Below are 23,678 nucleotides of genomic sequence, written 5' to 3'. Positions count from 1 at the left end.
GCATGAAGCTGAGCGAGACGGTAGACCGGCGGGTGTGGCGGAAGGGCCGGACGGCGAGTGCGAAGGAAACACGAGGGGGTATGCGGCTTCGGCTACGCCCTCTCCAATCAATGCCTCTGAATGCGCCTTGACCTGACTTACGAGATTTTCGACCAATAGGTGATACATGCAACTTTGGTCATCGAAGGCTCAGCGTTGGTTCACCTGAATGTGGAACAGGAGCGACGCTGACGAACAATGACGACGGGACCGGCCGGACGCCACGAGTTCGTTCATCACGCTCTCGAGCGTCTCTCCCAAATCGGCGCTCACGGCCATGCCGGACCCTCCGCTCAATGTCTAATAACTTCTATTGGGCGCTGAAACTTTCAAGTCTAAACAGCTGCTTAGCGGCCTCGGAAGCCCGCCGTCGCGCCAAACTTCATTCCGCCAAACTCCCTCGATTGCACCGTCCGAATTTACCCCACTTTAGACAAACTGGCCCTAAGTCAGCGGGCAGGCTCGCACCCGGCCGTCGGCGAGCGCGGAGCCATCGGGCTCGCTTTGTCGTGAGGGAAGCGGTGGATCAGCACCAGGTCTGGCACGAGCCGGCATTCGACAAGGTTGCGAACGCGATCAGCCCGTTCTTCCTGAGATCGGGAATTTATCTGTTCCTGATCTCGTTCATTTGCCTGTTCTACGTCCTGAACGCACCGCTTCTGCTCGGTCACTACGATCTGGGCTGGCATCTCGCGGCCGGAGATCTCATCCGGGAACGCAACGCCATCCCGCTCCAGGATCCGTGGTCGTTCACCCACGGCGACAAGCCATGGCTCAATCTGTCCTGGCTCTGGGACGCGCTTGCCAGTGCGACGTTTCAATACACAGGCTTCGGCGGCCTCGTGCTGTCGACGGTGGCCTGTGGCGCGGCGATCGCCGGCATCCTGACTGCGATCTCTCTCGGCTACGGCGCGTCGGCGATCGCAGTCTGCGTCTCGGTCTTCTTGGCCTGCCTGCTCTATCCCGCTTACGAAGCTTCGCCGAACATGTATCTCGCGGTCTCGCCGAATACATGCACGATGCTGTTCTGCGTCGTCTTCTATCGCGAATGCCTGAGACGAACGCGATGGTTCGTGCTTCCCGTGTTGATGGTGCTCTGGGCCAATCTGCACGGCGGTTTTCTGCTCGGCTTTCTCGTGATTGGCGTCTTCTGCGGCGCCGCCTTGCTCAGAGGGGCCTGGGCCGACCTCAGGGTCCTTGCTCTCGCGGCGATCGCGTGCCTTGCCGCGACATTCGTCAATCCGCTCGGCTGGACTATCTATGCCGGTGCCGCCGCGACGATGGGGCACTTCGTCCAGGGCAATATCGGCGAATGGCTGTCCTACTATCACAACATGGAAATGCCGGGCAGCATTCCCGGCATCCTGTACATGCTGGCCTTCGTCGCGCTCGAGCTTCGCTACAGAAACTCCAGGCCCATCCCGCTCGAGCCGAGATTGATGTCCTGGCTGTTCCTGATTCTGGGACTGTATCAGTTCAGGTACATCGCCTTCTTCTTCATCTTCTCGACCGCGCCGATGGCGCTTCACCTCAGCCGCTTGCTGCCTGAGCGTCTCACTGGTCGCGACGTGCGGGGAGCGTTGCTGGCCGCCGGCATCGTCGGTCTCGGCACCCTCCCGATGGCTTACTTGCGCGTGGCGCCGGCGCTCGCACTTCCGCCGATGCTGTCGAGCGAAGATGCCGGCTATCTGCAAAGGCATCTCGAAGGCCGGCGGGTCCTGAACAATTGGAACGTCGGCGGCTATCTGATTTTCGCGACGCACGGGACCGTTCCCCTGTTCGTCGATGGCCGCGCCGCGACCGCCTATCCGGACGATTTGCTGCGCGACTATTTCAAGCTGGTGAGCTGGGAGGTCGACGAAGCCGCGTGGGACATGGTCCTCGACAAATACCGGATCGATGCCGTGCTGTGGGTCAATGCGCACCAACAGCTGCGGCAGTTCCTGGTGGAGCGGCGAGGCTGGCGCGAGCAATACGCCGGCGCTTACGAGATCGTTTACGTCAGGCCGCAATCCGGTTTGGCCGGCGAAGCCAAAACACAATGACGACCAGCGCCGCAGCTCTGCCCGCCATCGCGCCCGCCGTCAAAGCCGAGAGCTTCGCGATGCGGTACGGCGCCTTGTGCGCATTGCTGCTGCTGGCCGCGGCAGTCCGGCTGCCGCTCGCCTTTTGGCCGAACATCGTTCACGTCGACGAGCTGTATCAATATCTGGAGCCGGCCTGGCGCCTGCTTGGAAACCAGGGGGTCGTCACCTGGGAATGGCGCGACGGCATCCGGAGCTGGTTTCTGCCGACCTTGTTCGCAGGGCCTGTCGCTCTCGGCGACTGGCTTGCGCCGGGCGGGTGGGGCGCCTTCGTCGTGCCTCGCCTGGTGGTCGGGCTTGCCTCGCTGTCGATCGTCGCGACCGCCTGGCATTTCGGCGAACGCATCTCCAGGTCGCATGCCGTCGTGGCGGCGTTTGCCGCCGCGGTCTGGTTCGAGCTGGTCTACTACGCGCCCCACACGCTGAGCGAACCGCTGGCGACGGCCGTGATCCTGCCGGCGGCTTATCTGCTGACGGGCGAACTGGCGCGAAACCGGCTCTTCACCGCAGGCGCACTGCTTGCTCTCGCCTGTGTCTGGCGCTTTCAATATGTGCCGGCTTGCGCGGTGTTTGCGTTGGCGGCGTGCTGGCGCGACCCGCGAAACGCGATCGCCCTGGTCGCGGGCGGATGCGTCGTCCTGGTGCTGTCCGGCGCCCTCGACCTGGTTCACGGCTCAGCGCCGTTTGCGTGGCTCGTCCATAATATTCAGCAAAACCTCCTGCATGACCGCGCATCGGAATTCGGTGACGCGCCGGCGGCCGCGTACGTTCTGCAGGCTTCAATTCTGTGGTCGGGCACGACGCTGCTGATGCTGCTGGCGCTCTGGCGCGGCTGGCGACACGCGCCTCTGCTGATCGTCGCGGCCGTCGTGAACGTCGCGTTTCACAGCATGATCGTGCACAAGGAATACCGTTTCATTTTCCTGTCGATCGTGCTGCTGATCATCGCGGCGGCGCTTGGCTCCGCCGATTGGGTCCAGATGATGCGCGGGCAAAGCGCGTGGCGCTCCCGGGCACTTGCCGTCGTATGTGGCGGCTGGCTGCTGCTCTCGCTCGGTCTGTCGGGCGCTACGCTCATCATGCGCGACAACTGGATGCGCGGCATCGGCGTAGCCCAATTGATGGCGGAGCTCGAGGCCGATCCTGAAGTCTGCGGTCTGGCCCTGTACGCTATCAATTATCCCTTTGTGCCCGGACGTGGGCAGCTCGCGGCCCGCAAGCCGATCTATTCCTTTTATCGGGACGACCCCGTGGCCAAGGGACGACTTCCGGCTGTGGTGGAGATGCACCAGGCCGCGTTCAACCGCATCATCGGCCCGGCGAGCCTGGCCAGCGAATTGCCGGCGGATTTCTCGCCACGAAGTTGCGCGACAATGAGCGATGACAAGCCGGCCTGCGTCTTCGCGCGGCGCGGCGCTTGCGATGCGCCCGCCAGCCCCTTCGGCGTCAACGACGTACTCGTACGCCTGAATTACTAGCCGCGCCTGACGCTTGCGCCGGCGGCTGCCAGCGGATACATCGCGGCCGGCCCTCGCCAGCATCTGTCCCGGGGATTAGCCTGCCTAGGCGCATCGATTCGATTGAGGTTTGAAACGCCATGACCGTACGCCTGCACCGCGGCGACCTGCCCGATCTGTCCCGCTACACCGGAGCGGTGGCGATCGACACCGAGACCATGGGCCTGAACCCGCATCGCGACCGGCTCTGCGTGGTGCAGCTCTCGCCCGGCGACGGCAGCGCAGACGTGGTGCAGATCCCCAAGGGTCATACCGACGCGCCGAATCTGAAAGCCCTGCTGGCCAATCCCGCCAACACGAAAATCTTCCACTTTGCGCGGTTCGACGTCGCGGTGCTGTACCAGACGTTTGGTGTCATGACCGGGCCGATCTACTGCACCAAGATCGCCTCCCGCCTGATCCGCACCTATACCGACCGCCATGGCCTCAAGGACCTCGTGCGCGAGGTCCTCAATGTCGACCTCTCCAAGCAGCAGCAATCGAGCGATTGGGGTTCCGACAGCCTGACCGAGCCGCAGCTCGCCTACGCCGCTTCCGACGTGCTGCATCTGCACGGCTTGCGCGAGCGGCTCGATGCCATGCTGGTGCGGGAAGGCCGCACCGCGCTGGCCAAAGCCTGTTTCGACTTCCTGCCGACCCGCGCTTTGCTCGATCTCCAGGGCTGGGCCGAAGAGGACATTTTCGCGCATTCCTAGGCTTTCGCGTGGCGGCCGGATTGGCGGTCGCCCCGTTTCAGACACTTTCGTAACGGCCTGTCGCGGGCTGCATATTTTGGCGTTGCCGGCTACAATGGGGCGCCCGCCAACCGGACAAGGCGAGCGACACCTCAGGAGCCCAGGTGAATTCGGCCCATAATGTCACCTATGATGCCGCGCTTGCGGCGAAGTTCGCCAGCGCGGCGCGCCACAGCCGCCTGGTGCGGATTCTGCGCATCGCGGTGCCGGCGACAGTGGCTGCGGCAATGGGTCTGCTCGTCCTCATCTCGACCATCTTCAACCCGTTCCAGATTCCCGTGAAGCTCGACTCCGGAAATCTCGTGGTGACAGGCACCAAGATCACGATGGAATCGCCGCACATGTCCGGCTTCACGCCGGACCAACGGCCCTACGAGCTCTGGGCCAAGACCGCGACCCAGGACATCACCGATCCCGATCATGTCGATCTCCATGATTTGCGCGCGAAGGTGCTGATGGAAGACCAATCGACCCTGTTCCTCGATGCCCGCACCGGAAGGTTCGACAACAAGCAGCAGCAGCTCGACCTGCACAAAGACATCTTCCTGCGCACTTCGACAGGTTACGAGGCGCGGCTGAACTCGGCTTTCGTCGACATGGGCAAGGGCACGGTCTCCTCGGATGAGCATGTCAACGTCAAGCTGACCAACGGAACGCTGACCGCGGATCGGCTGCGGATCACGGAAGGCGGCGACGTCATCCGCTTCGAAGGCAATGTGGTGATGCACCTCGACAAGTTGGACGACCCCGCCGCCGCTCAGCCTGCGCCGGCCGAGCCCGCGTCGCCAGCGAAGACACGTACGCCCCAGAACAAGTCCGCCAATTCAAAGTGATTTTCATGATCAGGTTTTTTCCGCGCAACGACGACAAGCGGCGCGTCATCCCTGGTGCGGCCGCGCTCGCCGTCGGCATCGCACTGGTCGCAACAGGTGCGGCAAGCGCGCAGAGCACGATGCAAGGCGTGCCCAACGCGATGCAGGGCTTCTCGCAGAACCGCGATCAGCCGATCCAGATCGAAGCCGCCTCGCTCGAGATGCGCGACAAGAAGAAGGAGGCGACCTTCTCCGGCAATGTGAAGGTCATCCAGGGCGACACCACCATGACCTCGAAGACGCTGGTGGTGTTTTACGATTCGGGCGGCGACAAGCCGGCCGCGCCGCAGCCTGCGGCGAAGTCGGCAAAGGGGGCGCCGATGCAGTCGGCGACGCCGGGGCCGGGGGGGAACTCCTCGATCAAGCGGCTGGAGGCGCGCGGCAATGTCGTCGTCACCCAGAAGGACCAGGTGGTGACGGGCGAGACTGCCGTGTTCGACACCAGGACCAACCTCATCACCATGCTTGGCGGCGTCGTCTTGACGCAGTGCAAGAACGTGCTGCGTGGCGACCGGCTGGCGGTCGACATGACCACCGGCGTGTCGCGTGTGGAATCCGACAGCGGCCGGGTGCAGGCGCTGCTGCCGCAGGGCGGCGGCAATGATTGCGGATCCGGAGGCGCGGCCAAGCCCAATGCGGGACCTCTGCAATTGCCTGGCGCAACTAAGCCCAAATGAGTCAGAGTAACCCAAGCCAGTCAAAGTAAATTTGAAGAATGATTTCAGACGGTTGGGTTGAGCGCTGCCGATCCGAGGTTGAAGCTTGCCCGCCGAGACTGTATCTAGCGCGAAGGGCTTTCGAAGCGGGGTCCGCCGCTCTTCGGGCGTGTTTCACTGGGCATGAGACATCCCTTCATTCATGCTGCGTCGGCGAATCCTGAGGCCGGCGCGGCAGATCGCGCGAAGACCGCGCAGGATCGTCGCGAAAGGCTAGAAGGCGGGGATGGTCGATCTCTTCAGCATGTTCCGTCGGCGCCCCGCCAAACGCGGCCGGCCAGGATTTGCGCGCCAGGACATCACCGCACTCGGTGACAGCGTCGGTGGTCTCGTGGCCAGTCCCGTACGGGACGCGCCGCCGATCGCCCGTAACCAGCCGATGCATGCACCCGATCAGTTCCAAGGCGACTATCAGGCCGAGCAGCCCCGGGCCCAGGCGGTTCACCCCGTGAGGGCCGCCGGCAGGCCCAACGGCGCGGGCGGGCCTCAGCTCTTGAAGCGGCCGGGCTTCCTGGCTGTGCATAGCGTGGAAAAGAGTTTTGGCAGCCGCCAGGTCGTGCGCGGCGTCAGCATCTATGTGCGCCGCGGCGAAGCGGTCGGCCTGCTCGGCCCCAACGGCGCCGGCAAGACCACCGTGTTCTACATGATCACCGGCCTGATCAAGGCCGATCGCGGTGCGATCGAGCTCGACGGCCACGACGTCACCAAGCTGCCGATGTATCAGCGTGCGCGGCTCGGCATCGGCTATCTGCCGCAGGAAGCCTCGATCTTCCGTGGCCTTACCGTCGAGCAGAACATCCGCGCCGTGCTCGAAGTGGTCGAGCCCTCGCGCAAGAAGCGCGAGCAGCAGCTCGACTCGCTGCTCGACGAATTCAACATCACGCGCCTGCGGAAATCGCCGTCGATCGCGCTGTCCGGCGGCGAGCGGCGCCGCGTCGAGATCGCGCGCGCGCTGGCGACGCGCCCGAACTACATGCTGCTCGACGAGCCCTTTGCCGGCATCGATCCGATCGCGGTCGGCGATATCCAGGACCTCGTCCGCCACCTCACCAACCGCGGCATCGGCGTGCTGATCACCGACCACAATGTGCGCGAGACGCTTGGCCTTACCGATCGCGCCTACATCGTCTATGCCGGTGAAATCCTCACCGAGGGGAGCCCGGATGAGATCGTCGCCGATCCGGACGTGCGCCGCCTTTACCTTGGCGAGGAATTCCGCCTCTAGCCCGTTTTTCCATTTCGTCAAGACGTGTACATCGGGCTTGGACTAGGATAAGCAAAAATCGGACCAACTTTTTGGGATCGGTTCTTGCTTCATGGCGCTTTCGCAGAGATTAGAGTTCCGGCAATCGCAGTCGCTGGTCATGACGCCGCAGTTGATGCAGGCGATCAAGCTGCTGCAATTGTCCAATCTCGATCTCACGACGTTCGTCGAAGAGGAACTCGAGCGTAACCCGCTGCTGGAACGGGCTAATGACGAGCCGCCCGCCGGCGAGGGCCCGGCCGAGACCGGGCAGTTCAACGATAGCGACGGCGGCCACAACGACGAGCCCGGCGGCGGCCCGGGCGAAGCCTTCGAGCCCGGCCAGGAAGAGTGGATGAGCAAGGATCTCGGCACCCGCGCCGAGATCGAGCAGACCATGGACACCGGTCTGGACAACGTCTTCTCCGAGGAACCCGCCGAGGCGGCTGCCCGCAACGCCCAGGATGCGGCGCCGACCACCTATACCGAATGGGGCGGCGGCGCCTCCGGTGACGAGGACTACAATCTCGAAGCCTTCGTCGCTGCCGAGATCACGCTCGGCGACCATCTCGCCGAGCAGCTCTCGGTCGCCTTCACCGGGGCCGCGCAGCGCATGATCGGCCAGTATTTGATCAACCTCGTCGACGAGGCCGGCTATCTGCCCCCGGATCTCGGCCAGGCCGCCGAACGGCTGGGCGCGTCGCAACAGGACGTCGAGAGCGTTCTTGCCGTGCTGCAGAAATTCGATCCTCCCGGCGTCTGCGCGCGCAATTTGAGCGAATGCCTGGCGATCCAGCTCCGCGAGCTCGACCGCTACGATCCCGCGATGCAGGCCCTGGTCGAGCATCTCGACCTCCTCGCCAAGCGCGACATCGGAGCCTTGCGCAAGGTCTGCGGCGTCGACGACGAGGACATTGCCGACATGATCGGCGAGATCCGCCGGCTCAATCCCAAGCCCGGCATGAAGTTCGGCTCGGCCCGGCTGCAGACCATGGTGCCCGATGTCTATGTCCGGCCGGGTCCCGACGGCGGCTGGCATGTCGAGCTCAACAGCGACACCTTGCCGCGCGTGCTGGTCAACCAGACCTACTATTCGCAGCTCTCGAAGAAGATCGGCAAGGACGGCGACAAATCCTATTTCACCGACGCGCTTCAGAACGCGACTTGGCTGGTGCGCGCGCTCGACCAGCGTGCCCGCACCATCCTGAAAGTCGCAACCGAGATCGTGCGCCAGCAGGACGGCTTCTTTACCCATGGCGTGGCGCATCTGCGACCGCTGAATCTGAAGGCCGTCGCCGACGCCATCCAGATGCATGAATCCACGGTGTCGCGCGTCACCGCCAACAAATACATGGCGACCAATCGCGGCACGTTCGAGCTGAAATATTTCTTCACGGCCTCGATCGCTTCGGCCGATGGCGGCGAGGCGCATTCGGCCGAAGCCGTGCGCCATCACATCAAGCAGCTGATCGATGCGGAGGCGCCGTCCGCGATCCTGTCCGACGACACCATCGTGGAACGCTTGCGCGGCTCGGGCATTGATATCGCCCGCCGCACGGTCGCGAAGTACCGCGAAGCCATGCGCATTCCTTCCTCGGTGCAACGCCGTCGCGACAAGCAGAGCGCTCTTGGTAACGTCCTCTCCACCGCCATGGCCGATCGCTCCCGCAATCCCGAACCGGCCTGATTGCGCCGGCGCCAAATCGCGCTACTCTCGATCTGCTATCGGGCCCAAATCCAGGCCAGGCACGAACCAAGCGAGGTTCACATGACTCTCCGCATCTCGGGAAAGAGCGTCAATGTCGGCGAGGCCCTGCGCGGCCGCGTCACCGACCGGACTGAAGAGGTTCTGCGCAAATATTTCGACGGCAATTACTCCGGTCACATCACGCTGAGCAAGGACGGCTTCGGCTTCCGCACCGACTGTGCGCTGCATCTTGATTCGGGAATTACGCTCGAGGCCGATTCGAACGCACCGGACGCTTATGCCAGTGCCGACCAGGCGCTGCTGATGATCGAGAAGCGGCTCAAGCGCTACAAGAGCCGGCTCAAGGACCGCTCCGCCCGCAAGGCCCATGTCGCCTCCGCGGCGCTGGCCGCCATGGATGCCACCAGCTATGTGCTGGAGGCACCGGGCGAGGGTGAGGACGAGGACGAGATCACCGGCTACAGCCCCGTCATCATCGCCGAGGCCACCACCTCGCTGAAGCCGCTGTCCGTCAGCGAAGCGGTCATGGAACTCGACCTCAGCGGGGCGCCTTGCCTGGTGTTTCAGCACGGTTCCTCGGGTCGGGTGAACATCATTTACCGCCGGGCGGACGGCAATGTCGGCTGGATCGACCCCCCGGGCACCAAGGCGGACGGCAAGGACGGCAAGGCCTGAGGCTGTCGGGCGACGCCCCTGGGGCTCCGCGCCGGGGCCCCTTTCGGCCTTAACAATGACCGGGGCAAAGCTGCACGCGGGAGTTGGCACCGGGATTGCGTTGGAGTAGAAGCCCCCCACATCAGGGGCGAGCTAAGTCCGCTTCCTGCTTCAACTTCTCGACGTCGGCCCGCCCAGGTTCTTTGTCCAGGCTGGCCAATTCGGAACCTGACGTTTTCATTCACCTCGGAAGACTTCCATGCCGATTACCGATCTGGTCGCGCCCGAGGCGATTCTCCCGGCATTGAAGGTCAACAGCAAGAAGCAGGCGCTTCAGGAACTCGCGGCCAAGGCCGCCGAGCTGACCGGGCAGAACGAGCGTTCCGTGTTCGAGGTGCTCCTGCAACGCGAGAAGCTCGGCACCACCGCGGTCGGCTACGGCGTCGCCATCCCCCACGGCAAGCTGCCCAAGCTGGAAAAGATTTTCGGCCTGTTCGCGCGCCTCGATCGTCCGATCGATTTCGAATCGATGGACGGCCAGCCGGTCGATCTCGTCTTCCTGCTGCTCGCCCCCGAAGGCGCCGGCGCCGATCATCTCAAGGCACTGGCCCGCATCGCCCGCCTGCTGCGCGATCAGGATATCGCGAAAAAACTCCGCGCCTCGCGCGACGCCCAGGCGATCTATTCGGTGCTCGCGCTGCCGCCGGCGACCGCGGCGTAAGCGTCTCCGCTTCCGGGACACGAGTGCTAGGCACGCCTTAGCTTCACACTCCGTCATTGCGAGGAGCAAAGCGACGAAGCAATCCAGAATGTCTCCGCGGAGAGATTCTGGATTGCTTCGCTTCGCTCGCAATGACGTGGAGATTGCAGCGATCCGTCGTCGAAATAAAAACGGGCACGCCTCCCTTCGAAGGCATGCCCGCTTAGAACTCTATTCGTGCGACGTGCGCGTTCTCAGTGCACGCTCACCGCTTGCAGCTCGTTGCTCCAGGCGTTGGCGATCGCGGCTTCGCGGCTGTCGGTCAGCATGATCGGCGTGCCGTCGGCGGCGTGGAGCGCGAAGAGCTTGAGGCCCGGCGCGATCTTCGGCGCTTCGGGAAACAGGCCCGGCACATCCTCGGAGCGGATCTGCTTCACATAGGCGATATGGCCTTCGCCGAGGGTTGCCAGCGTCTCTGGCGAGACGTTCTTGGCTTCGTATTCGAACGCAACGTGACCTTCACTCATGGTCTCGACTCCTTCACAGAAACTAAGCGGTCGAGTCCGCTACTCGTTCCATTATTCGTGCTCATTGATAGCGATTGTCTTAACGATCCTCTCCGGTTCCGGTCGGGCAAGATCGATCGCCAGCAATCCGTTCTTCAGATCCGCACCCAGCACCAGCATCCCCTCCGCCAGCACGAAAGTGCGCTGGAAGTGGCGCGCGGCGATGCCGCGATGAATGTATTGCCGGGTCTTGTCGTCCTGCTGCCGTCCGCGAATGACGAGCTGGTTTTCTTCAATGGTTACATCGAGTTGGTCGCGGGTGAATCCGGCGACCGCCAGCGTGATTCGCAAACGCTCGGGCTGGCCCTCCGATCGGTCGCACCTCTCGATGTTGTAGGGAGGGTAACCGTCGGCGCCTTTGACGACCCGATCGAGCACGCGCTCGATCTCGTCGAAGCCCAGAAGGAACGGACTGGAAAGCGTGGGAACACGAGACATAGTTTACAAAGTCCTCTCGAAGCGACTTTGGTGCATCAGGGCCCGTACAGGCGCCCCTTGACCAGCAATATGGGCATATCCGCGTGTGGGTTCAAGGACGTAGCGGAGGCTGTGGATTGCCAGCTCACCCACTCTGCCATGCACGAAGGCTGACTTATCGTCATGGCGCGAAACGCCTGCGACAAGCCCGGCACGACGAAATCGCGGCGCGATTTTTCTCAACGAAAACAGACCCCCCCTTCTACTGTGCATGGGGTTGTTTTCGCGGTTTTTAATCGACGGCCCGCGGAACCGGGTCAGGCCTCGATCCGCGTCCGGCCGTCGCCGCTGAAAAGATGCAGCTTTTGGCGCATTGCTGCGACGCGGATCTTCTCGCCGATCGGCGGCGCCTCTGAGCCGGGAATGCGGACGATGACCTCGCCAGGGGGCAGCTCGCCGGGGTTGGCGGCGATGCGCTGCTCGTCCTGGGCCCGCGTGCCGTAGACGAAGGTTTCGGCGCCGACGCGCTCGATCGCTTCCACGGTCAGCGGCAACACGACGCCGTCGGCGGGGGTCTGGTCGGTGATGACGAAATCCTCCGGGCGAATGCCGAGGATTCCGGCGTCAGCCGCGCCGCTGCCGGCGAGCTGCGACCGGATCTCCTCGGGCCGCGTCGACATCAGATTCATCGGCGGCGCGCCGATGAAGGAGGCGACGAAAGTCGTCGCCGGCTTCTCGTAGATCGCCAAGGGATTGCCGACCTGCTCGACCTGGCCGCCGTTCATCACCACGAGAATGTCGGCAAGCGTCATCGCCTCCAGCTGGTCGTGGGTGACGTAGATCGACGTGGTGTTGAGCCGGCGCTGCAATTTGCGGATCTCGACCCGCATCGCGATGCGGAGTTTGGCGTCGAGGTTGGACAGCGGCTCGTCGAACAGAAACACTTTCGGCTGGCGCACGATGGCGCGGCCCATGGCGACGCGCTGGCGCTGGCCGCCGGAGAGCTGGCGCGGCTTGCGCTCCAGCATCGAGGTGAGCTCGAGCACGCGCGCGGCTTCGTCGACGCGGGTCTTGACCTCGGCCTCCTTCATGCCGCGGTTGCGCAGGCCATAGGCCATGTTGTTGAAGACGCTCATATGCGGATAGAGCGCGTAGTTCTGGAACACCATCGCGATGTCGCGGTCGGCGGGCTCGATCTGGTTGACGATGCGGCCGCCGATGTCGATCTCGCCGCCGGTGACGGTCTCGAGGCCCGCGACCATGCGCAGCAATGTCGACTTGCCGCAGCCGGAGGGACCGACCAGCACGCAGAATTGTCCGTCGCCGACATCGACATTGACGCCCTTGATGGCCTCGAAGCCGCCGGGATAGGTCTTGCGGACGTTGCGCAGGGTGACGTTAGCCATGGGATTTACTTTTCCGTCTCCACGAGTCCGCGCACGAACAGTTTCTGCATCACGACGACGACGAACACCGGCGGCAGCATCGCGAGCACGGCGGTCGCCATCACGATCGGCCATTCGGTCAGCGCGTCGGTGGTGGTGATCATCTTGCGGATGCCGACCTGGATGGTCTGCATGTCGTCGCGGGTGGTGATCAGCAGCGGCCAGAGATACTGATTCCAGCCGAGGATGAAGAGGATCACGAACAGCGCCGCCATGTTGGTGCGCGACAGCGGCAGCAGCGTATCCCAAAAGAAGCGCAGGGGACCGGCGCCGTCGATGCGCGAGGCCTCCAGCAGCTCGTCCGGCACGGTCATGAAGAATTGGCGGAACAGCAGCGTCGCGGTGGCCGAGGCGATCAGCGGCAGCGACAGGCCCGCATAGCTGTCGAGCATGTGCAGATCCGCGACGATCTTGTAGGTCGGATAGATGCGCACCTCGACCGGCAGCATCAGGGTGATGAAGATGATCCAGAAGATCGGCATCCGGAACGGAAAGCGAAAATAGACGATCGCATAGGCCGAGATGATCGAGATCGCGATCTTGCCGACCGCGATCAGCAGCGCCATCACCAGCGAGTTCAGCATCATGTTGCCGACGGGCTCGCGGGTCGAGCCGCTCGTGCCGACGAAAATGGTCTGGTAGTAGACCTCGAAGAAATGACCGCCCGGCAGCAGCGACATCTGCCCGTTGGCGATCAGCGCGTTGTCCTGGGTCGAGGCAACGAACGCGATGTAGACCGGGAAGGCGACGATCGCGATCCCGATCCAGAGGATGATATGGGCGATGTAGCGCCGGAAGCCCTCTTCCTCGACCATCAGTAGGTCACCTTGCGTTCGACGAACCGGAACTGGATTCCGGTGAGCACGATGACCATGACCATCAGGATCACCGACTGCGCCGCCGAGCTGCCGAGATTGCCGCCGAGCAAGCCGTCGGAATAGACCTTGTAGACCAGCGTGACCGTCGACGTTCCCGGACCGCCGCGGGTCATGGTGTCGATGATGCCGAACGTGTCGAAGAAGGCGTAGACGATGTTGACCACCAGCAGGAAGAAGATGGTCGGGGACAGCAGCGGGAAGGTCACGGTCCAGAACCGCCGCATCGGACGGGCGCCGTCGATCGCGGCGGCCTCGAACACGCTCTTCGGGATCGCCTGCAGGCCGGCGAGGAAGAACAGGAAATTATAGGAGATCTGTTTCCAGGCGGCGGCGAGGATGATCAACGCCGCGGCCTGGTCGCCATCGAGCAGCGGATTCCAGTCGATGCCCATGTTGCGTAGATAGCGCGAGAGCACGCCGAGCGAGGGATGCAGCATGAAGATCCAGAGCACGCCAACCACGGGCGGCGCCACCGCATAGGGCCAGATCAGGAGCGTGCGGTAGAGCATCGAGCCACGCAGCGGCTTGTCCGCCATCACGGCGAGCAGCAGCGCGAAGGACAGCGACGAGACGGCGATGGCGAATGAGAACAAGAACGTTCGGACGATCGCCTCGAAATAGGCTGCGTCCTTGAACAGCTCGACGTAATTCTCGAACCAGACAAAGGTGGTCGACAGACCGAACGCATCCTGGAGCAGGAAGGACTGGATCACCGCCTGCAGGGCCGGCCAATAGAAGAAAATCAGGACGATCGCGAGCTGCGGCGCAACCAGCGCGTACGGCAACAGCCTTGACTGGAAAATGGCTTGCTTTTGCATGATGCCAGCAGAGCGGCAGGCCGGGTCGCGGCCTGCCGCTCATTGCCTCACTTGACGGCGGTCTTTTCGAACTGCCGCAGCATCGTGTTGCCGCGCTCGACGGCGGCATCCAGCGCCTGCTTGGCGGTCTTCTTGCCGGCCAGCGCCTGCTCGATCTCTTCCGACCAGACGTCACGCAGCTGAACCATGTTGCCGAGGCGCAGACCGCGCGAATTCTCGGTCGGCTCCTTGTTGGTCAGCTCGAGCAGCGGGGTTTCGAGATAGGGCTGATCCTTGTAGAAGCCCTCGGCCTTGGCCTTCTCATAAGCAGCCTTGGTGATCGGCAGATAGCCCGAGGCCTTGTGGATATAGACCTGGCGATCGGTGTCCGAGAGGAAGGTCAGGAACTTCGCGACGCCCTTGTATTCCTCGGCCGACTTGCCGCCCATCACCCACAGCGAAGCGCCGCCGATGATCGAGTTCTGCGGTGCGCCCTTGACGTCCGGATAATACGGCATCGGCACGGCGGTGAAGGCGAACTTGGCCTGCGCCTTGACGTTACCGAAGAACGCCGACGAGGTCAGGTAGATCGGGCACTCGCCGGAGGTGAAGCGACCCTCGCCGGTGTTGGTGCGGCCGGCGTAATCATACGTCTTGGTCTTCTGCAGCTCGACCAGGGTTTCGAGATGCTTGACCTGAAGCGGTCCGTTGAACTCGAGCACGGTGTCGAAGCCGTCGAGGCCATTGGCCTTGCTGGCGAGCGGCACGTTGTGCCAGGCGGAGAGCTGCTCGAGATTGACCCAGGTGACCCAGGAACCGGAGAAGCCGCAGGTGTCATGACCGGCAGCCTTCAGCTTCTTGGCAGCCTCGAACGTTTCGGGCCAGGTCTTCGGGATCTCGACGTTCGCCTTCTTCAGCTCGTCGAGGTTCACCCACATCACGGTCGAGGACGAGTTGAAGGGGAAGGACAGCATTTCGCCCTTCGACGTCGAATAGTAGCCGGTGATGGCGGGCAGGTAGATCTTGGGATCGAACTTCTCGCCGGCGTCGGCCATCAGCTTGTAGACGGGCTTCACGGCGCCGGTCGCGGCCATCATGGTCGCGGTGCCGACTTCGAACACCTGCATGATGTGCGGGGCGTTGCCGGCGCGGAATGCCGCGATGCCGGCGTTCATCGTATCGGGATAGTTGCCCTTGTAGGTCGGGATCACCTTGTAGTCGCTCTGCGACGCGTTGAAGTCGGTGGCGAGCTTGACGATGACGTCGTTGTTGGCGCCGGTCATCGCGTGCCACCACTGGATTTCGGTCGCGGCCAAGGCCGGCGAGGCCGAGAGTCCAACCGTGAGTGCAATAGCGGCAGCCGCTCCAAAGTGTCGAAGAGCCATCAAGTAAACCTCCCTTGGCCGTCAAAAAGATCGCTTGCGCTAGCAGCGCCATATGACGTTCACATGACTGTGTAAGCGGCCGAAACGAAAGCGGCAAGCGCGGCAAAAGGGAAGCCGTCAAATAGGCGAATGCCGCGCGCGCAGCGTCCTCCGTTCGCGGTGCACAGAGCGCCCGCGCCGCAGTGCGGCATTGCCGTCGGATTTGGAGGGGAGGGCCCTACCGCTTGCGCTCGGGTCCGCAGACCGTGCCCTGCTCGACCATCGCGTCGATCTCGGACCTGGAGTAGCCGAACTCGCCCAGCACCTCGGCGGCGTGCTCGCTGAATTTCGGCGGCAGGCGACGCAGGCTCGGCTTGCTGCGATCGAGCCGGATCGGCGACGCCACGCCCTTGTACCAGTCCTTCTCGATAATATCGCCGCGCGCGATTGTGTGCGGGTTGGTCAACGCCTGGTCGATCTTCTGCACGGGCCCTTCGGGCAGGCCGGCGGCAAGCAGGCGATTGCACAGCGGCTCGGCCTCGTGCTGGCTGAACACGGCGGCGAGTTCGGCGCGCAACGCTTCGCGATTGGCGATGCGATCCTTGTTGCGCGCAAAGCGCGGATCGGTGCCGAGCTCGGGCTTGCCGATCTCCTTGGCGAGCTTGCGGAAGGTGCCGTCGTTGCCGACGCCGATGAAGATATTGTCGGTCTTGGTCGGGAAGATCGCATAGGGCACGAGGTTGGGATGCTCGTTGCCGGTGAGCGACGGCGGCTTGCCATGCATGAAATAATTCGCGGTGTGCGGATGCATGATGGCGAGACCGGTCTCGTACAGCGTGGTTTCCAAGAACTGGCCCTGGCCCGAGCGTTGCCGCTCCGCCAGCGCCATCAAGATGCCGATCGCCGCATAGAGGCCGGTGCCGATATCGACCAGCGGCACGCCGATCCGCATCGGTCCGCTCTCGGGCGAGCCGGTCGCCGCGATCATGCCGGTCATGGCCTGGATGATGGCGTCATAGCCGGGATTGCCGCCGCGCGGGCCGTCGGCGCCGAAGCCGCAGATCCGGCAATGCACGAGGCGCGGGAATTTTTCGCGCAACACCTCGTTGCCGATGCCCCATTTCTCCAGCGTGCCCGGCTTGAAGTTCTCGATCAGGACGTCGGCGCTCTCCAGCATCTTGAGCAGCACGGTCCGGCCGCCCTCGGAGGCGAGGTCGAGGCCGATCGAGCGCTTGTTGCGGTTGATGCCGATGAAATAGGCCGCGTCTTCCTCGTGGAAGGGAGGGCCCCAGTCGCGCACCTCGTCGCCTGCGGGCGGCTCGACCTTGATCACGTCGGCGCCATGGTCGGCGAGGATCTGGGTGCAATAGGGACCGCCGAGCACGCGCGTGAGATCGATGACGCGCAGGCCGCTCATTGCGCCCGTGGCAGCTCCAGAACTGACGGCTTCAGTCATGCCTTCGCGTCCCCTGTGTCGATGTGATCACAGGCCTAACGAGGTTCGTCCGAGCCGGCAATGGCTTCCCGGGTAGAGGGTCATGCAGCGGGTGGCCGCAATCCCGCGGGATGGCAAATCAAGGGAAGCGGCCGGCCCGAGGGGATCCCGGGCCAACCGCTTCGCGTAACTGATCAGACGACCGTCAGGCGAACGTCGACATTGCCGCGCGTCGCGTTGGAATACGGGCACACCTGGTGCGCCTTCTCGACCAGCGCCTCGGCTTCCGCGCGGGCGAGGCCCGGCAGCGAGACGGCAAGGTCGATATCGAGACCGAATCCGCCGGCCGCGCGCGGGCCGATACCGACGGTGGAGGTCACGGAGGCGTCGGCCGGAACCTTCGGCCCGCCCTGCGAGGATACGAACTTCATCGCGCCGATGAAGCAAGCGGCATAGCCCGCCGCAAACAGCTGCTCGGGATTGTTGCCGGCGCCGCCTCCGCCGCCGAGCTCCTTCGGCGTGGTGAGCTTGACGTCGAGCGCGCCGTCGAGGGTCGCAGCATGGCCGTCGCGGCCGCCGGTGGCCTTTGCGCTGGTCTTGTAGAGGACATTCACTGACATTTTGGTCTCCCTGTGTTTCGGGTGGGGCGCGATCCTTATCGCAAACAATTAGATTGCGCACAATTGAAATTATGGCGTCTCACATTTAATTGTTCGCAATTGAATGTGGCGCCGGCCGGCCCCAGAATGGAGCTGGTCCTGTGAGATTCTCGATGCCCCGGAAACATTCAGCAGCCGACGCGCCGCTGCGCCTCGACAACCAGATCTGCTTCGCGGTCTATTCGGCCGCGCATGCCTTCAACCGCGTCTACAAGCCGCTGCTGGACCGGCTCGGCCTGACCTATCCGCAATATCTGGTGATGCTGGTGCTGTGGGAGCGCGACGACGTGCCGGTCAAAAGCATCGGCGAAAAGCTGCACCTGGATTCGGGCACGCTGACGCCGCTGCTCAAGCGCCTCGAGGCAGCCCACCTCGTCAAGCGCACGCGCTCGAGCGAAGACGAGCGTCAGGTGCTGATCGCATTGACCGCGCAGGGCCAGGCCCTGAAGGACAAGGCCCGCGCCGTGCCGCAATCGATCCTGGCGGCGTCGGATTGCTCGGTCGCGGAACTGGTCGCGATGAAGGACGAGATTGTGGCGTTGCGCGATCGGTTGAATGCGGTGATAGGGGAGTAGGGGGAGTTCGGCCCTCAAAAATGTTTCTTCGCGAACGCGCGCCCAGAGCCAGATTTGAGATAGCGCTCGAACGCGAGGGCGCGCGCGGCGTCATCGAACGCGAAATAGGTGCGAATTCGCCAAGGTCCATATTTTGAGGTGTGCGGCACCTCGCCAGCGTTATGTTTCGTCAAACGAGCCCGCAGGTCGTCGGTGATGCCGACATAGAAGTGCTCGTGGTCGAGACTTTCGAGAATGTAGACGTATTTCATGGCCCATACCCCCCAACGAGGACAGGATACAAAACCAGTCTATCGACGCGATTGGGAATTTGCCCAGGCCCGCCTCCGCCCTTGCGGGCTATGGCGGGGCAGCCTTCGCTACGAGGGGGCTTGCCTAGCCGAAGCAGGCGCAGCCTGCGAAGGCTGGTGGAGCCAGGCGGGATCGAACCGCCGACCTCTTGCATGCCATGCAAGCGCTCTCCCAGCTGAGCTATGGCCCCTTAACCGTCCGACGCGCCTTGGGCGACGCGTCGGGAAAGACCCAGAACCACAGTTCTGGAATTATCTCAAGTCTCTTCGTCACCGCCGACATCACCAATGATGTCGGTGACGTCCTCATCGCCCTCTTCGTCGTCGGCGATAAAGGTCGAATCATCGTCGTCGTCGTCCTCGATGGTCTCATCGACTTCGATGTCGTCCTCGGATTCGGGCACAACGGCCTTGACCTTGCCGGTGTTCTCCTCGGCATCGGCCTCCTCGAGCGAGACCTCCTCGACCTCCGCCGGCTCCGGCGTGGCGTCGGCGGCAGCGGCTGCGTGGCGAGCTTCGGCGCCACGGGGCGCGCGAGCCGGCGCGATGGGCGCGATCGGCACGACTTCACCGGTATAGGGCGAGATCACCGGATTCTTGTTGAGGTCATAGAACTTTTTGCCCGTGGTCGGGCAAATACGTTTAGTTCCGAGTTCGGACTTGGCCACGGCAGAGGAATCCTGGAAATGTCTGAAAAGCGGTGCTTCACTTGGCTAGTTGGCGGCCCGCTGTCAATAGCGCATTGCGGGAGAACGACATGCCCGTGACGGCGGGGAGACCATGTGGTACCTGCCCCGCGAGTCCCGCAGGGACGTCTCGTGCCTATCCAAGGACACAAACTTGACCGATTCCGACAAGCCGACGCCGCTTCAGTCGCGCGCCAGCGGTCCCCTGACCGGGAAAGTACGGGTGCCCGGAGACAAGTCGATCTCCCACCGCGCCCTCATCCTCGGCGCGCTCGCGGTGGGAGAGACGCGGATTTCGGGCCTCCTGGAGGGCGAAGACGTCCTTAACACCGCCAAATCCATGCAGGCGCTTGGCGCCAGGGTCGAGCGCACCGGAGATTTCGCCTGGAAGGTGAACGGCGTGGGTGTCGCGGGCTTCGCGGAGCCCAAAGCGCCGCTGGATTTCGGCAACTCCGGCACCGGCTGCCGGCTCGTCATGGGCGCCGTCGCGGGCTGCCCGATCTCTGCGATTTTCGACGGCGATGCCTCGCTGCGGAGCCGGCCCATGCGCCGGATTCTGGACCCTCTGGAAAAGATGGGTGCGAAGGTCGTCTCCGGCGGCGAGGGCGGCCGTTTGCCGCTGACTGTCCAGGGTGCGCGCGATCCGCTCCCGATTACATACAAGACGCCTGTCGCCTCGGCCCAGATCAAATCCGCCGTGCTGCTCGCGGGCCTGGCCGCGCCCGGCATCACCACGGTCATCGAGACCGAGGCCAGTCGCGACCACACCGAGCTGATGCTCAAGCATTTCGGCGCCGAGATCACCTCGGTGCAGGAAGGTCAGCACGGCCGCCGTATCACGCTCGTGGGCCAGCCTGAGTTGCATGGCGCCAATGTCATCGTGCCCGCCGATCCCTCGTCGGCGGCGTTCCCCATGGTTGCTGCGCTGATCGTCGAAGGCTCCGAAATCGTCCTGTCCGATGTCATGACCAATCCGCTGCGGACCGGTCTTTTCACCACGCTGCGCGAAATGGGTGCCTCGATCGAGGAAAGCGAAGTTCGCGGCGACGCCGGCGAGCCGATGGCGAAGCTGCGCGTACGCGCCTCGAAACTGCGCGGTGTCGAGGTGCCGCCAGAGCGCGCACCGTCGATGATCGACGAATATCTGGTGCTGGCGGTGGCGGCCGCCTACGCCGAGGGCACGACCATCATGCGCGGCCTCCAGGAGCTGCGCGTCAAGGAATCCGACCGTCTCGAAGCTACTGCCGCGATGCTCCGGGTCAACGGCGTCAAGGTCGAGGTCTCCGGCGATGATTTGATCGTCGAAGGCCGCGGCCATGTGCCCGGCGGCGGCGTTGTGGCCACCCACATGGACCATCGCATCGCGATGTCCGCGCTGGTGATGGGCTGCGCCTCTGACCAGCCCGTGACCGTCGATGACACCGCCTTCATCGCCACCAGTTTTCCGGATTTCATCCCGATGATGCGTTCGCTTGGGGCCGAGTTTTCATGATCATCGCTATCGACGGGCCCGCGGCGTCGGGCAAGGGCACGCTCGGCAAGCGTCTTGCCCATCATTACGGCTACCGTCATCTTGATACCGGCGTGATCTATCGCGCGGTGGCCTATTCCCTGATGCAGTCCGGGCATGATCTCCGGGACGAGGCGGCGGCGGTCGCCGCGGCGCTGGAACTCGATCCCGAAAAGTTCGGCAATCCCGCCCTGAAGACCCAGAAGGCCGGCGAGGGCGCCTCCATCGTCTCGGCGATCCCCAGGGTGCGCGAGGCCCTGGTCAGTTTTCAGCGGCAATTCGCCGCCGACCCGCCCGGCGCCGTGCTCGATGGCCGGGATATTGGAACCGTGATCTGCCCCCATGCCGACGTGAAAATCTTCGTCGTCGCCGACCCCAAGGTCCGCGCCCGCCGCCGGACCATGGAGGCCAAGGCGCGGGGCGAGGAGGCTGACGAGGCGGCCGTGCTCGCCGACATCATCCAGCGCGACGAACGCGACAAGAACCGGGCGATCGCGCCCCTGAAGCCGGCCGCGGATGCTTACTTGCTAGATAACTCCCAACTGGATATAGAAGGCGGCGTCCGGGCCGCCATCGACATTATCGAGGCCGTCCGAGCGGGCCGGTCGCGGGGTTAAGCCGCTGCCGTCATTGGAGGAAGCGCCCGCTCCCGCTCTTTGAGGTCGATACTCTCGGTCCCTGCTTGGGGCCGACGCGATCCAGGCTCCGGACAAAAGATTTCCACGTATCGAACGCGCGGGCCTCAGCCGGCCCGCTCCCGCTGTTCCGCCTCCAGGTCGGAGCAGCGAGCGGTCGCTCGAAGGTTCTGCGGACCTTCCGACACTGCGCGTACGATGCGCCCAAGAACCCAACGGCCGGCACGACATCCGCAACTGGAGAACAAATGGCTTCGACTTCTGCTGATACCTATAGCCCGTCGCGCGACGATTTCGCCGCGATGCTCGACGAGTCCTTCGCAGGCGGCAACCTGCAGGAAAGCTCCGTCATCAAGGGCAAGGTTGTTGCAATCGAAAAGGACATGGCCGTCATCGACGTCGGCCTGAAGACCGAGGGCCGCGTTGCCCTGCGCGAATTTTCCGGCCCCGGCCGTGACAGCGAGCTCAAGGTCGGCGACGAGGTGGAAGTGTTCCTCGACCGGATCGAGAACGCCCTCGGCGAAGCCGTGCTGTCGCGCGACAAGGCGCGCCGCGAAGAGAGCTGGGGCAAGCTCGAGAAGGCCTTCCAGAACAACGAGAAGGTCAACGGCGTCATCTTCAACCAGGTCAAGGGCGGCTTCACCGTCGACCTCGACGGTGCCGTGGCCTTCCTGCCGCGTTCGCAGGTCGACATCCGTCCGATCCGCGACGTTGCGCCGCTGATGAACAACTCGCAGCCGTTCCAGATCCTCAAGATGGACCGTCGCCGCGGCAACATCGTCGTGTCCCGCCGCACGGTTCTCGAAGAGACCCGCGCCGAGCAGCGTCAGGAGCTGGTGCAGAACCTCGAAGAGGGTCAGGTCATCGACGGCGTGGTCAAGAACATCACCGATTACGGTGCGTTCGTTGATCTCGGCGGCATCGACGGTCTGCTGCACGTCACCGATATCGCGTGGCGCCGCGTCAACCATCCGACCGAGGTGCTCTCGATCGGCCAGACCGTGAAGGTCAAGATCATCAAGATCAACCACGAGACGCACCGCATCTCGTTGGGCATGAAGCAGCTGTTGGACGATCCGTGGCAGGGCATCGAAGCCAAGTACCCGCTGGGTGCCCGCTTCACCGGTCGCGTCACCAACATCACCGACTACGGCGCGTTCGTCGAGCTCGAGCCGGGCATCGAAGGCCTGATCCACGTCTCCGAGATGTCGTGGACCAAGAAGAACATGCACCCCGGCAAGATCGTTTCGACCTCGCAGGAAGTCGAAGTGCAGGTGCTGGAAGTCGATTCCGTCAAGCGCCGCATCTCGCTCGGCCTCAAGCAGACCATGCGCAACCCGTGGGAGGTCTTCGTCGAAGGTCACCCGACCGGTTCGACGGTCGAAGGCGAGGTCAAGAACAAGACCGAGTTTGGTCTGTTCCTGGGCCTCGAGGGCGACGTCGACGGCATGGTCCATCTCTCCGACCTCGACTGGAAGCAGCCGGGCGAGCAGGTGATCGACAACTACAAGAAGGGCGACATGGTCAAGGCCGTGGTGCTCGATGTGGACGTCGAGAAGGAGCGCATTTCTCTTGGAATCAAACAGCTTGAAGGCGACCCCTTCGCCGAGCCGGGCGATGTCAAGAAGGGCGCGGTCGTGACCTGCGAAGTGATCGAAGTGAAGGAGAGCGGCATCGAGGTGAAGATCACCGGTACCGACTTCACCACGTTCGTGAAGCGCTCGGAGCTCGCCCGTGACCGCAACGATCAGCGCGCCGAACGCTTCGCTGTCGGCGAGAAGGTCGATGCCCGCGTGATCCAGTTCGACAAGAAGGCCCGCAAGGTCCAGGTGTCGATCAAGGCGCTCGAAGTCGCCGAAGAGAAGGAAGCCATCGCGCAATACGGCTCCTCCGATTCGGGAGCGACGCTCGGCGACATCCTCGGCACCGCGCTCAAGAACCGCGACACCAAGTAAGCGAAACGCAGGTTTCACTGCATCAAAGCCCTGGCGCGAGCCGGGGCTTTTTTGTTGCTATCGTGGGGGGGGGGGGGGGGGGGGGGGGGGGGGGGGGGGGGGGGGGGGGGGGGGGGGGGGGCGGGCCGGGGGGGGGGGGGGGGGGGGGGGGGGGGGGGGGGGGGGGGGGGGGGGGGGGGGGGGGGGGGGGGGGGGGGGG

23 protein-coding genes and 1 tRNA gene are annotated in these 23,678 nt (G+C 63.9%); 13 read left to right on the top strand and 11 right to left on the bottom strand.

Annotated elements, in window-relative coordinates; genetic code table 11:
• Positions 1-560 precede the first annotated feature (560 nt).
• From AC0L3P_RS33360 to ptsN, 9 genes are all read left to right on the top strand, one after another.
• Positions 561-2,084 (top strand): hypothetical protein, encoded by a 1,524-nt coding sequence (locus tag AC0L3P_RS33360; RefSeq protein ID WP_473308549.1) that lies wholly within the window; start codon positions 561-563, stop codon positions 2,082-2,084.
• 83 nt (positions 2,085-2,167) lie between these two features.
• Positions 2,168-3,601, top strand: coding sequence for a glycosyltransferase family protein (locus AC0L3P_RS33355; protein ID WP_473308547.1), 1,434 nt, complete (start codon positions 2,168-2,170; stop codon positions 3,599-3,601).
• A gap of 119 nt (positions 3,602-3,720) precedes the next feature.
• Positions 3,721-4,335, top strand: a complete 615-nt coding sequence (locus AC0L3P_RS33350) for a ribonuclease D (RefSeq protein WP_007603964.1) — start codon at positions 3,721-3,723, stop codon at positions 4,333-4,335.
• Positions 4,336-4,478: 143 nt separating this feature from the next.
• Positions 4,479-5,207, top strand: a complete 729-nt coding sequence (gene lptC, locus AC0L3P_RS33345) for an LPS export ABC transporter periplasmic protein LptC (RefSeq protein ID WP_473308545.1) — start codon at positions 4,479-4,481, stop codon at positions 5,205-5,207.
• Positions 5,208-5,212: 5 nt separating this feature from the next.
• Positions 5,213-5,923, top strand: coding sequence for an LptA/OstA family protein (locus AC0L3P_RS33340; RefSeq protein ID WP_354064307.1), 711 nt, complete (start codon positions 5,213-5,215; stop codon positions 5,921-5,923).
• Positions 5,924-6,188: 265 nt separating this feature from the next.
• Positions 6,189-7,187 carry an LPS export ABC transporter ATP-binding protein gene (gene lptB / locus AC0L3P_RS33335; RefSeq protein ID WP_354064309.1) on the top strand — a complete coding sequence of 333 codons (999 nt, stop codon included), beginning with the start codon at positions 6,189-6,191 and terminating at the stop codon, positions 7,185-7,187.
• A 91-nt stretch (positions 7,188-7,278) separates the two neighbouring features.
• Entirely contained in the window at positions 7,279-8,892 is a 1,614-nt protein-coding gene (rpoN, locus tag AC0L3P_RS33330; RefSeq protein ID WP_473308542.1) for an RNA polymerase factor sigma-54, read from the top strand.
• 81 nt (positions 8,893-8,973) lie between these two features.
• Complete coding sequence (gene hpf / locus AC0L3P_RS33325) at positions 8,974-9,588, top strand: ribosome hibernation-promoting factor, HPF/YfiA family (RefSeq protein ID WP_275168865.1); 615 nt, start codon at positions 8,974-8,976, stop codon at positions 9,586-9,588.
• 238 nt (positions 9,589-9,826) lie between these two features.
• A complete protein-coding gene (ptsN, locus tag AC0L3P_RS33320; RefSeq protein ID WP_027514736.1) occupies positions 9,827-10,288 on the top strand; it encodes a PTS IIA-like nitrogen regulatory protein PtsN in 462 nt (153 codons plus the stop codon).
• 233 nt (positions 10,289-10,521) lie between these two features.
• Here the strand turns inward: ptsN and AC0L3P_RS33315 are convergent, their stop codons facing one another.
• The 8 genes from AC0L3P_RS33315 to AC0L3P_RS33280 form a co-directional block, all read right to left on the bottom strand.
• The gene (locus AC0L3P_RS33315; RefSeq protein ID WP_007598581.1) at positions 10,522-10,794 is read right to left on the bottom strand and encodes a BQ00720 family protein; all 273 of its coding nucleotides are present in this window, start codon (positions 10,792-10,794) and stop codon (positions 10,522-10,524) included.
• Between the two features lie 51 nt (positions 10,795-10,845).
• The gene (locus AC0L3P_RS33310) at positions 10,846-11,271 is read right to left on the bottom strand and encodes an Hsp20 family protein (protein ID WP_007598583.1); all 426 of its coding nucleotides are present in this window, start codon (positions 11,269-11,271) and stop codon (positions 10,846-10,848) included.
• Between the two features lie 296 nt (positions 11,272-11,567).
• Positions 11,568-12,656 carry a sn-glycerol-3-phosphate import ATP-binding protein UgpC gene (locus AC0L3P_RS33305; RefSeq protein ID WP_473308540.1) on the bottom strand — a complete coding sequence of 363 codons (1,089 nt, stop codon included), beginning with the start codon at positions 12,654-12,656 and terminating at the stop codon, positions 11,568-11,570.
• Between the two features lie 5 nt (positions 12,657-12,661).
• The gene (gene ugpE / locus AC0L3P_RS33300; RefSeq protein ID WP_007598587.1) at positions 12,662-13,510 is read right to left on the bottom strand and encodes a sn-glycerol-3-phosphate ABC transporter permease UgpE; all 849 of its coding nucleotides are present in this window, start codon (positions 13,508-13,510) and stop codon (positions 12,662-12,664) included.
• The gene (gene ugpA, locus AC0L3P_RS33295) at positions 13,510-14,391 is read right to left on the bottom strand and encodes a sn-glycerol-3-phosphate ABC transporter permease UgpA (protein ID WP_027566174.1); all 882 of its coding nucleotides are present in this window, start codon (positions 14,389-14,391) and stop codon (positions 13,510-13,512) included. Before ugpA ends, ugpE begins: the two co-directional genes overlap by 1 nt.
• A 47-nt stretch (positions 14,392-14,438) precedes the next feature.
• Positions 14,439-15,755, bottom strand: coding sequence for a sn-glycerol-3-phosphate ABC transporter substrate-binding protein UgpB (gene ugpB / locus AC0L3P_RS33290; RefSeq protein WP_275168859.1), 1,317 nt, complete (start codon positions 15,753-15,755; stop codon positions 14,439-14,441).
• A 217-nt stretch (positions 15,756-15,972) separates the two neighbouring features.
• Positions 15,973-17,190, bottom strand: a complete 1,218-nt coding sequence (locus AC0L3P_RS33285; protein ID WP_473308537.1) for a CaiB/BaiF CoA transferase family protein — start codon at positions 17,188-17,190, stop codon at positions 15,973-15,975.
• Positions 17,191-17,363: 173 nt separating this feature from the next.
• Entirely contained in the window at positions 17,364-17,789 is a 426-nt protein-coding gene (locus AC0L3P_RS33280; protein ID WP_007598424.1) for an organic hydroperoxide resistance protein, read from the bottom strand.
• A 152-nt stretch (positions 17,790-17,941) separates the two neighbouring features.
• On the opposite strand from AC0L3P_RS33280, the gene AC0L3P_RS33275 reads away from it, so the two are divergent.
• A complete protein-coding gene (locus AC0L3P_RS33275) occupies positions 17,942-18,403 on the top strand; it encodes a MarR family winged helix-turn-helix transcriptional regulator (protein ID WP_473308535.1) in 462 nt (153 codons plus the stop codon).
• Positions 18,404-18,417: 14 nt separating this feature from the next.
• On the opposite strand, the gene AC0L3P_RS33270 is transcribed toward AC0L3P_RS33275, so the two are convergent.
• The 3 genes from AC0L3P_RS33270 to AC0L3P_RS33260 all read right to left on the bottom strand — a co-directional run bounded on the left by AC0L3P_RS33270 (position 18,418) and on the right by AC0L3P_RS33260 (position 19,361).
• The gene (locus AC0L3P_RS33270) at positions 18,418-18,654 is read right to left on the bottom strand and encodes a GIY-YIG nuclease family protein (protein WP_275168852.1); all 237 of its coding nucleotides are present in this window, start codon (positions 18,652-18,654) and stop codon (positions 18,418-18,420) included.
• Between the two features lie 154 nt (positions 18,655-18,808).
• A tRNA-Ala gene (locus AC0L3P_RS33265) sits at positions 18,809-18,884 on the bottom strand.
• Between the two features lie 66 nt (positions 18,885-18,950).
• Positions 18,951-19,361, bottom strand: a complete 411-nt coding sequence (locus AC0L3P_RS33260) for a TIGR02300 family protein (protein ID WP_007598417.1) — start codon at positions 19,359-19,361, stop codon at positions 18,951-18,953.
• A 112-nt stretch (positions 19,362-19,473) separates the two neighbouring features.
• Between AC0L3P_RS33260 and aroA the strand changes: the two genes are divergently transcribed.
• The 3 genes from aroA to rpsA all read left to right on the top strand — a co-directional run bounded on the left by aroA (position 19,474) and on the right by rpsA (position 23,479).
• Complete coding sequence (gene aroA / locus AC0L3P_RS33255) at positions 19,474-20,871, top strand: 3-phosphoshikimate 1-carboxyvinyltransferase (protein WP_473308532.1); 1,398 nt, start codon at positions 19,474-19,476, stop codon at positions 20,869-20,871.
• A complete protein-coding gene (gene cmk, locus AC0L3P_RS33250; protein ID WP_027514724.1) occupies positions 20,868-21,506 on the top strand; it encodes a (d)CMP kinase in 639 nt (212 codons plus the stop codon). Before aroA ends, cmk begins: the two co-directional genes overlap by 4 nt.
• 266 nt (positions 21,507-21,772) lie before the next feature.
• Positions 21,773-23,479 (top strand): 30S ribosomal protein S1, encoded by a 1,707-nt coding sequence (gene rpsA, locus AC0L3P_RS33245; RefSeq protein WP_027566167.1) that lies wholly within the window; start codon positions 21,773-21,775, stop codon positions 23,477-23,479.
• Positions 23,480-23,678 lie beyond the last annotated feature (199 nt).

Source organism: Bradyrhizobium sp. WSM4874 (genome assembly GCF_055811835.1).
Note: the sequence above shows the minus strand (reverse complement) of the source record. Positions and strands in the feature narration are given on the sequence as shown.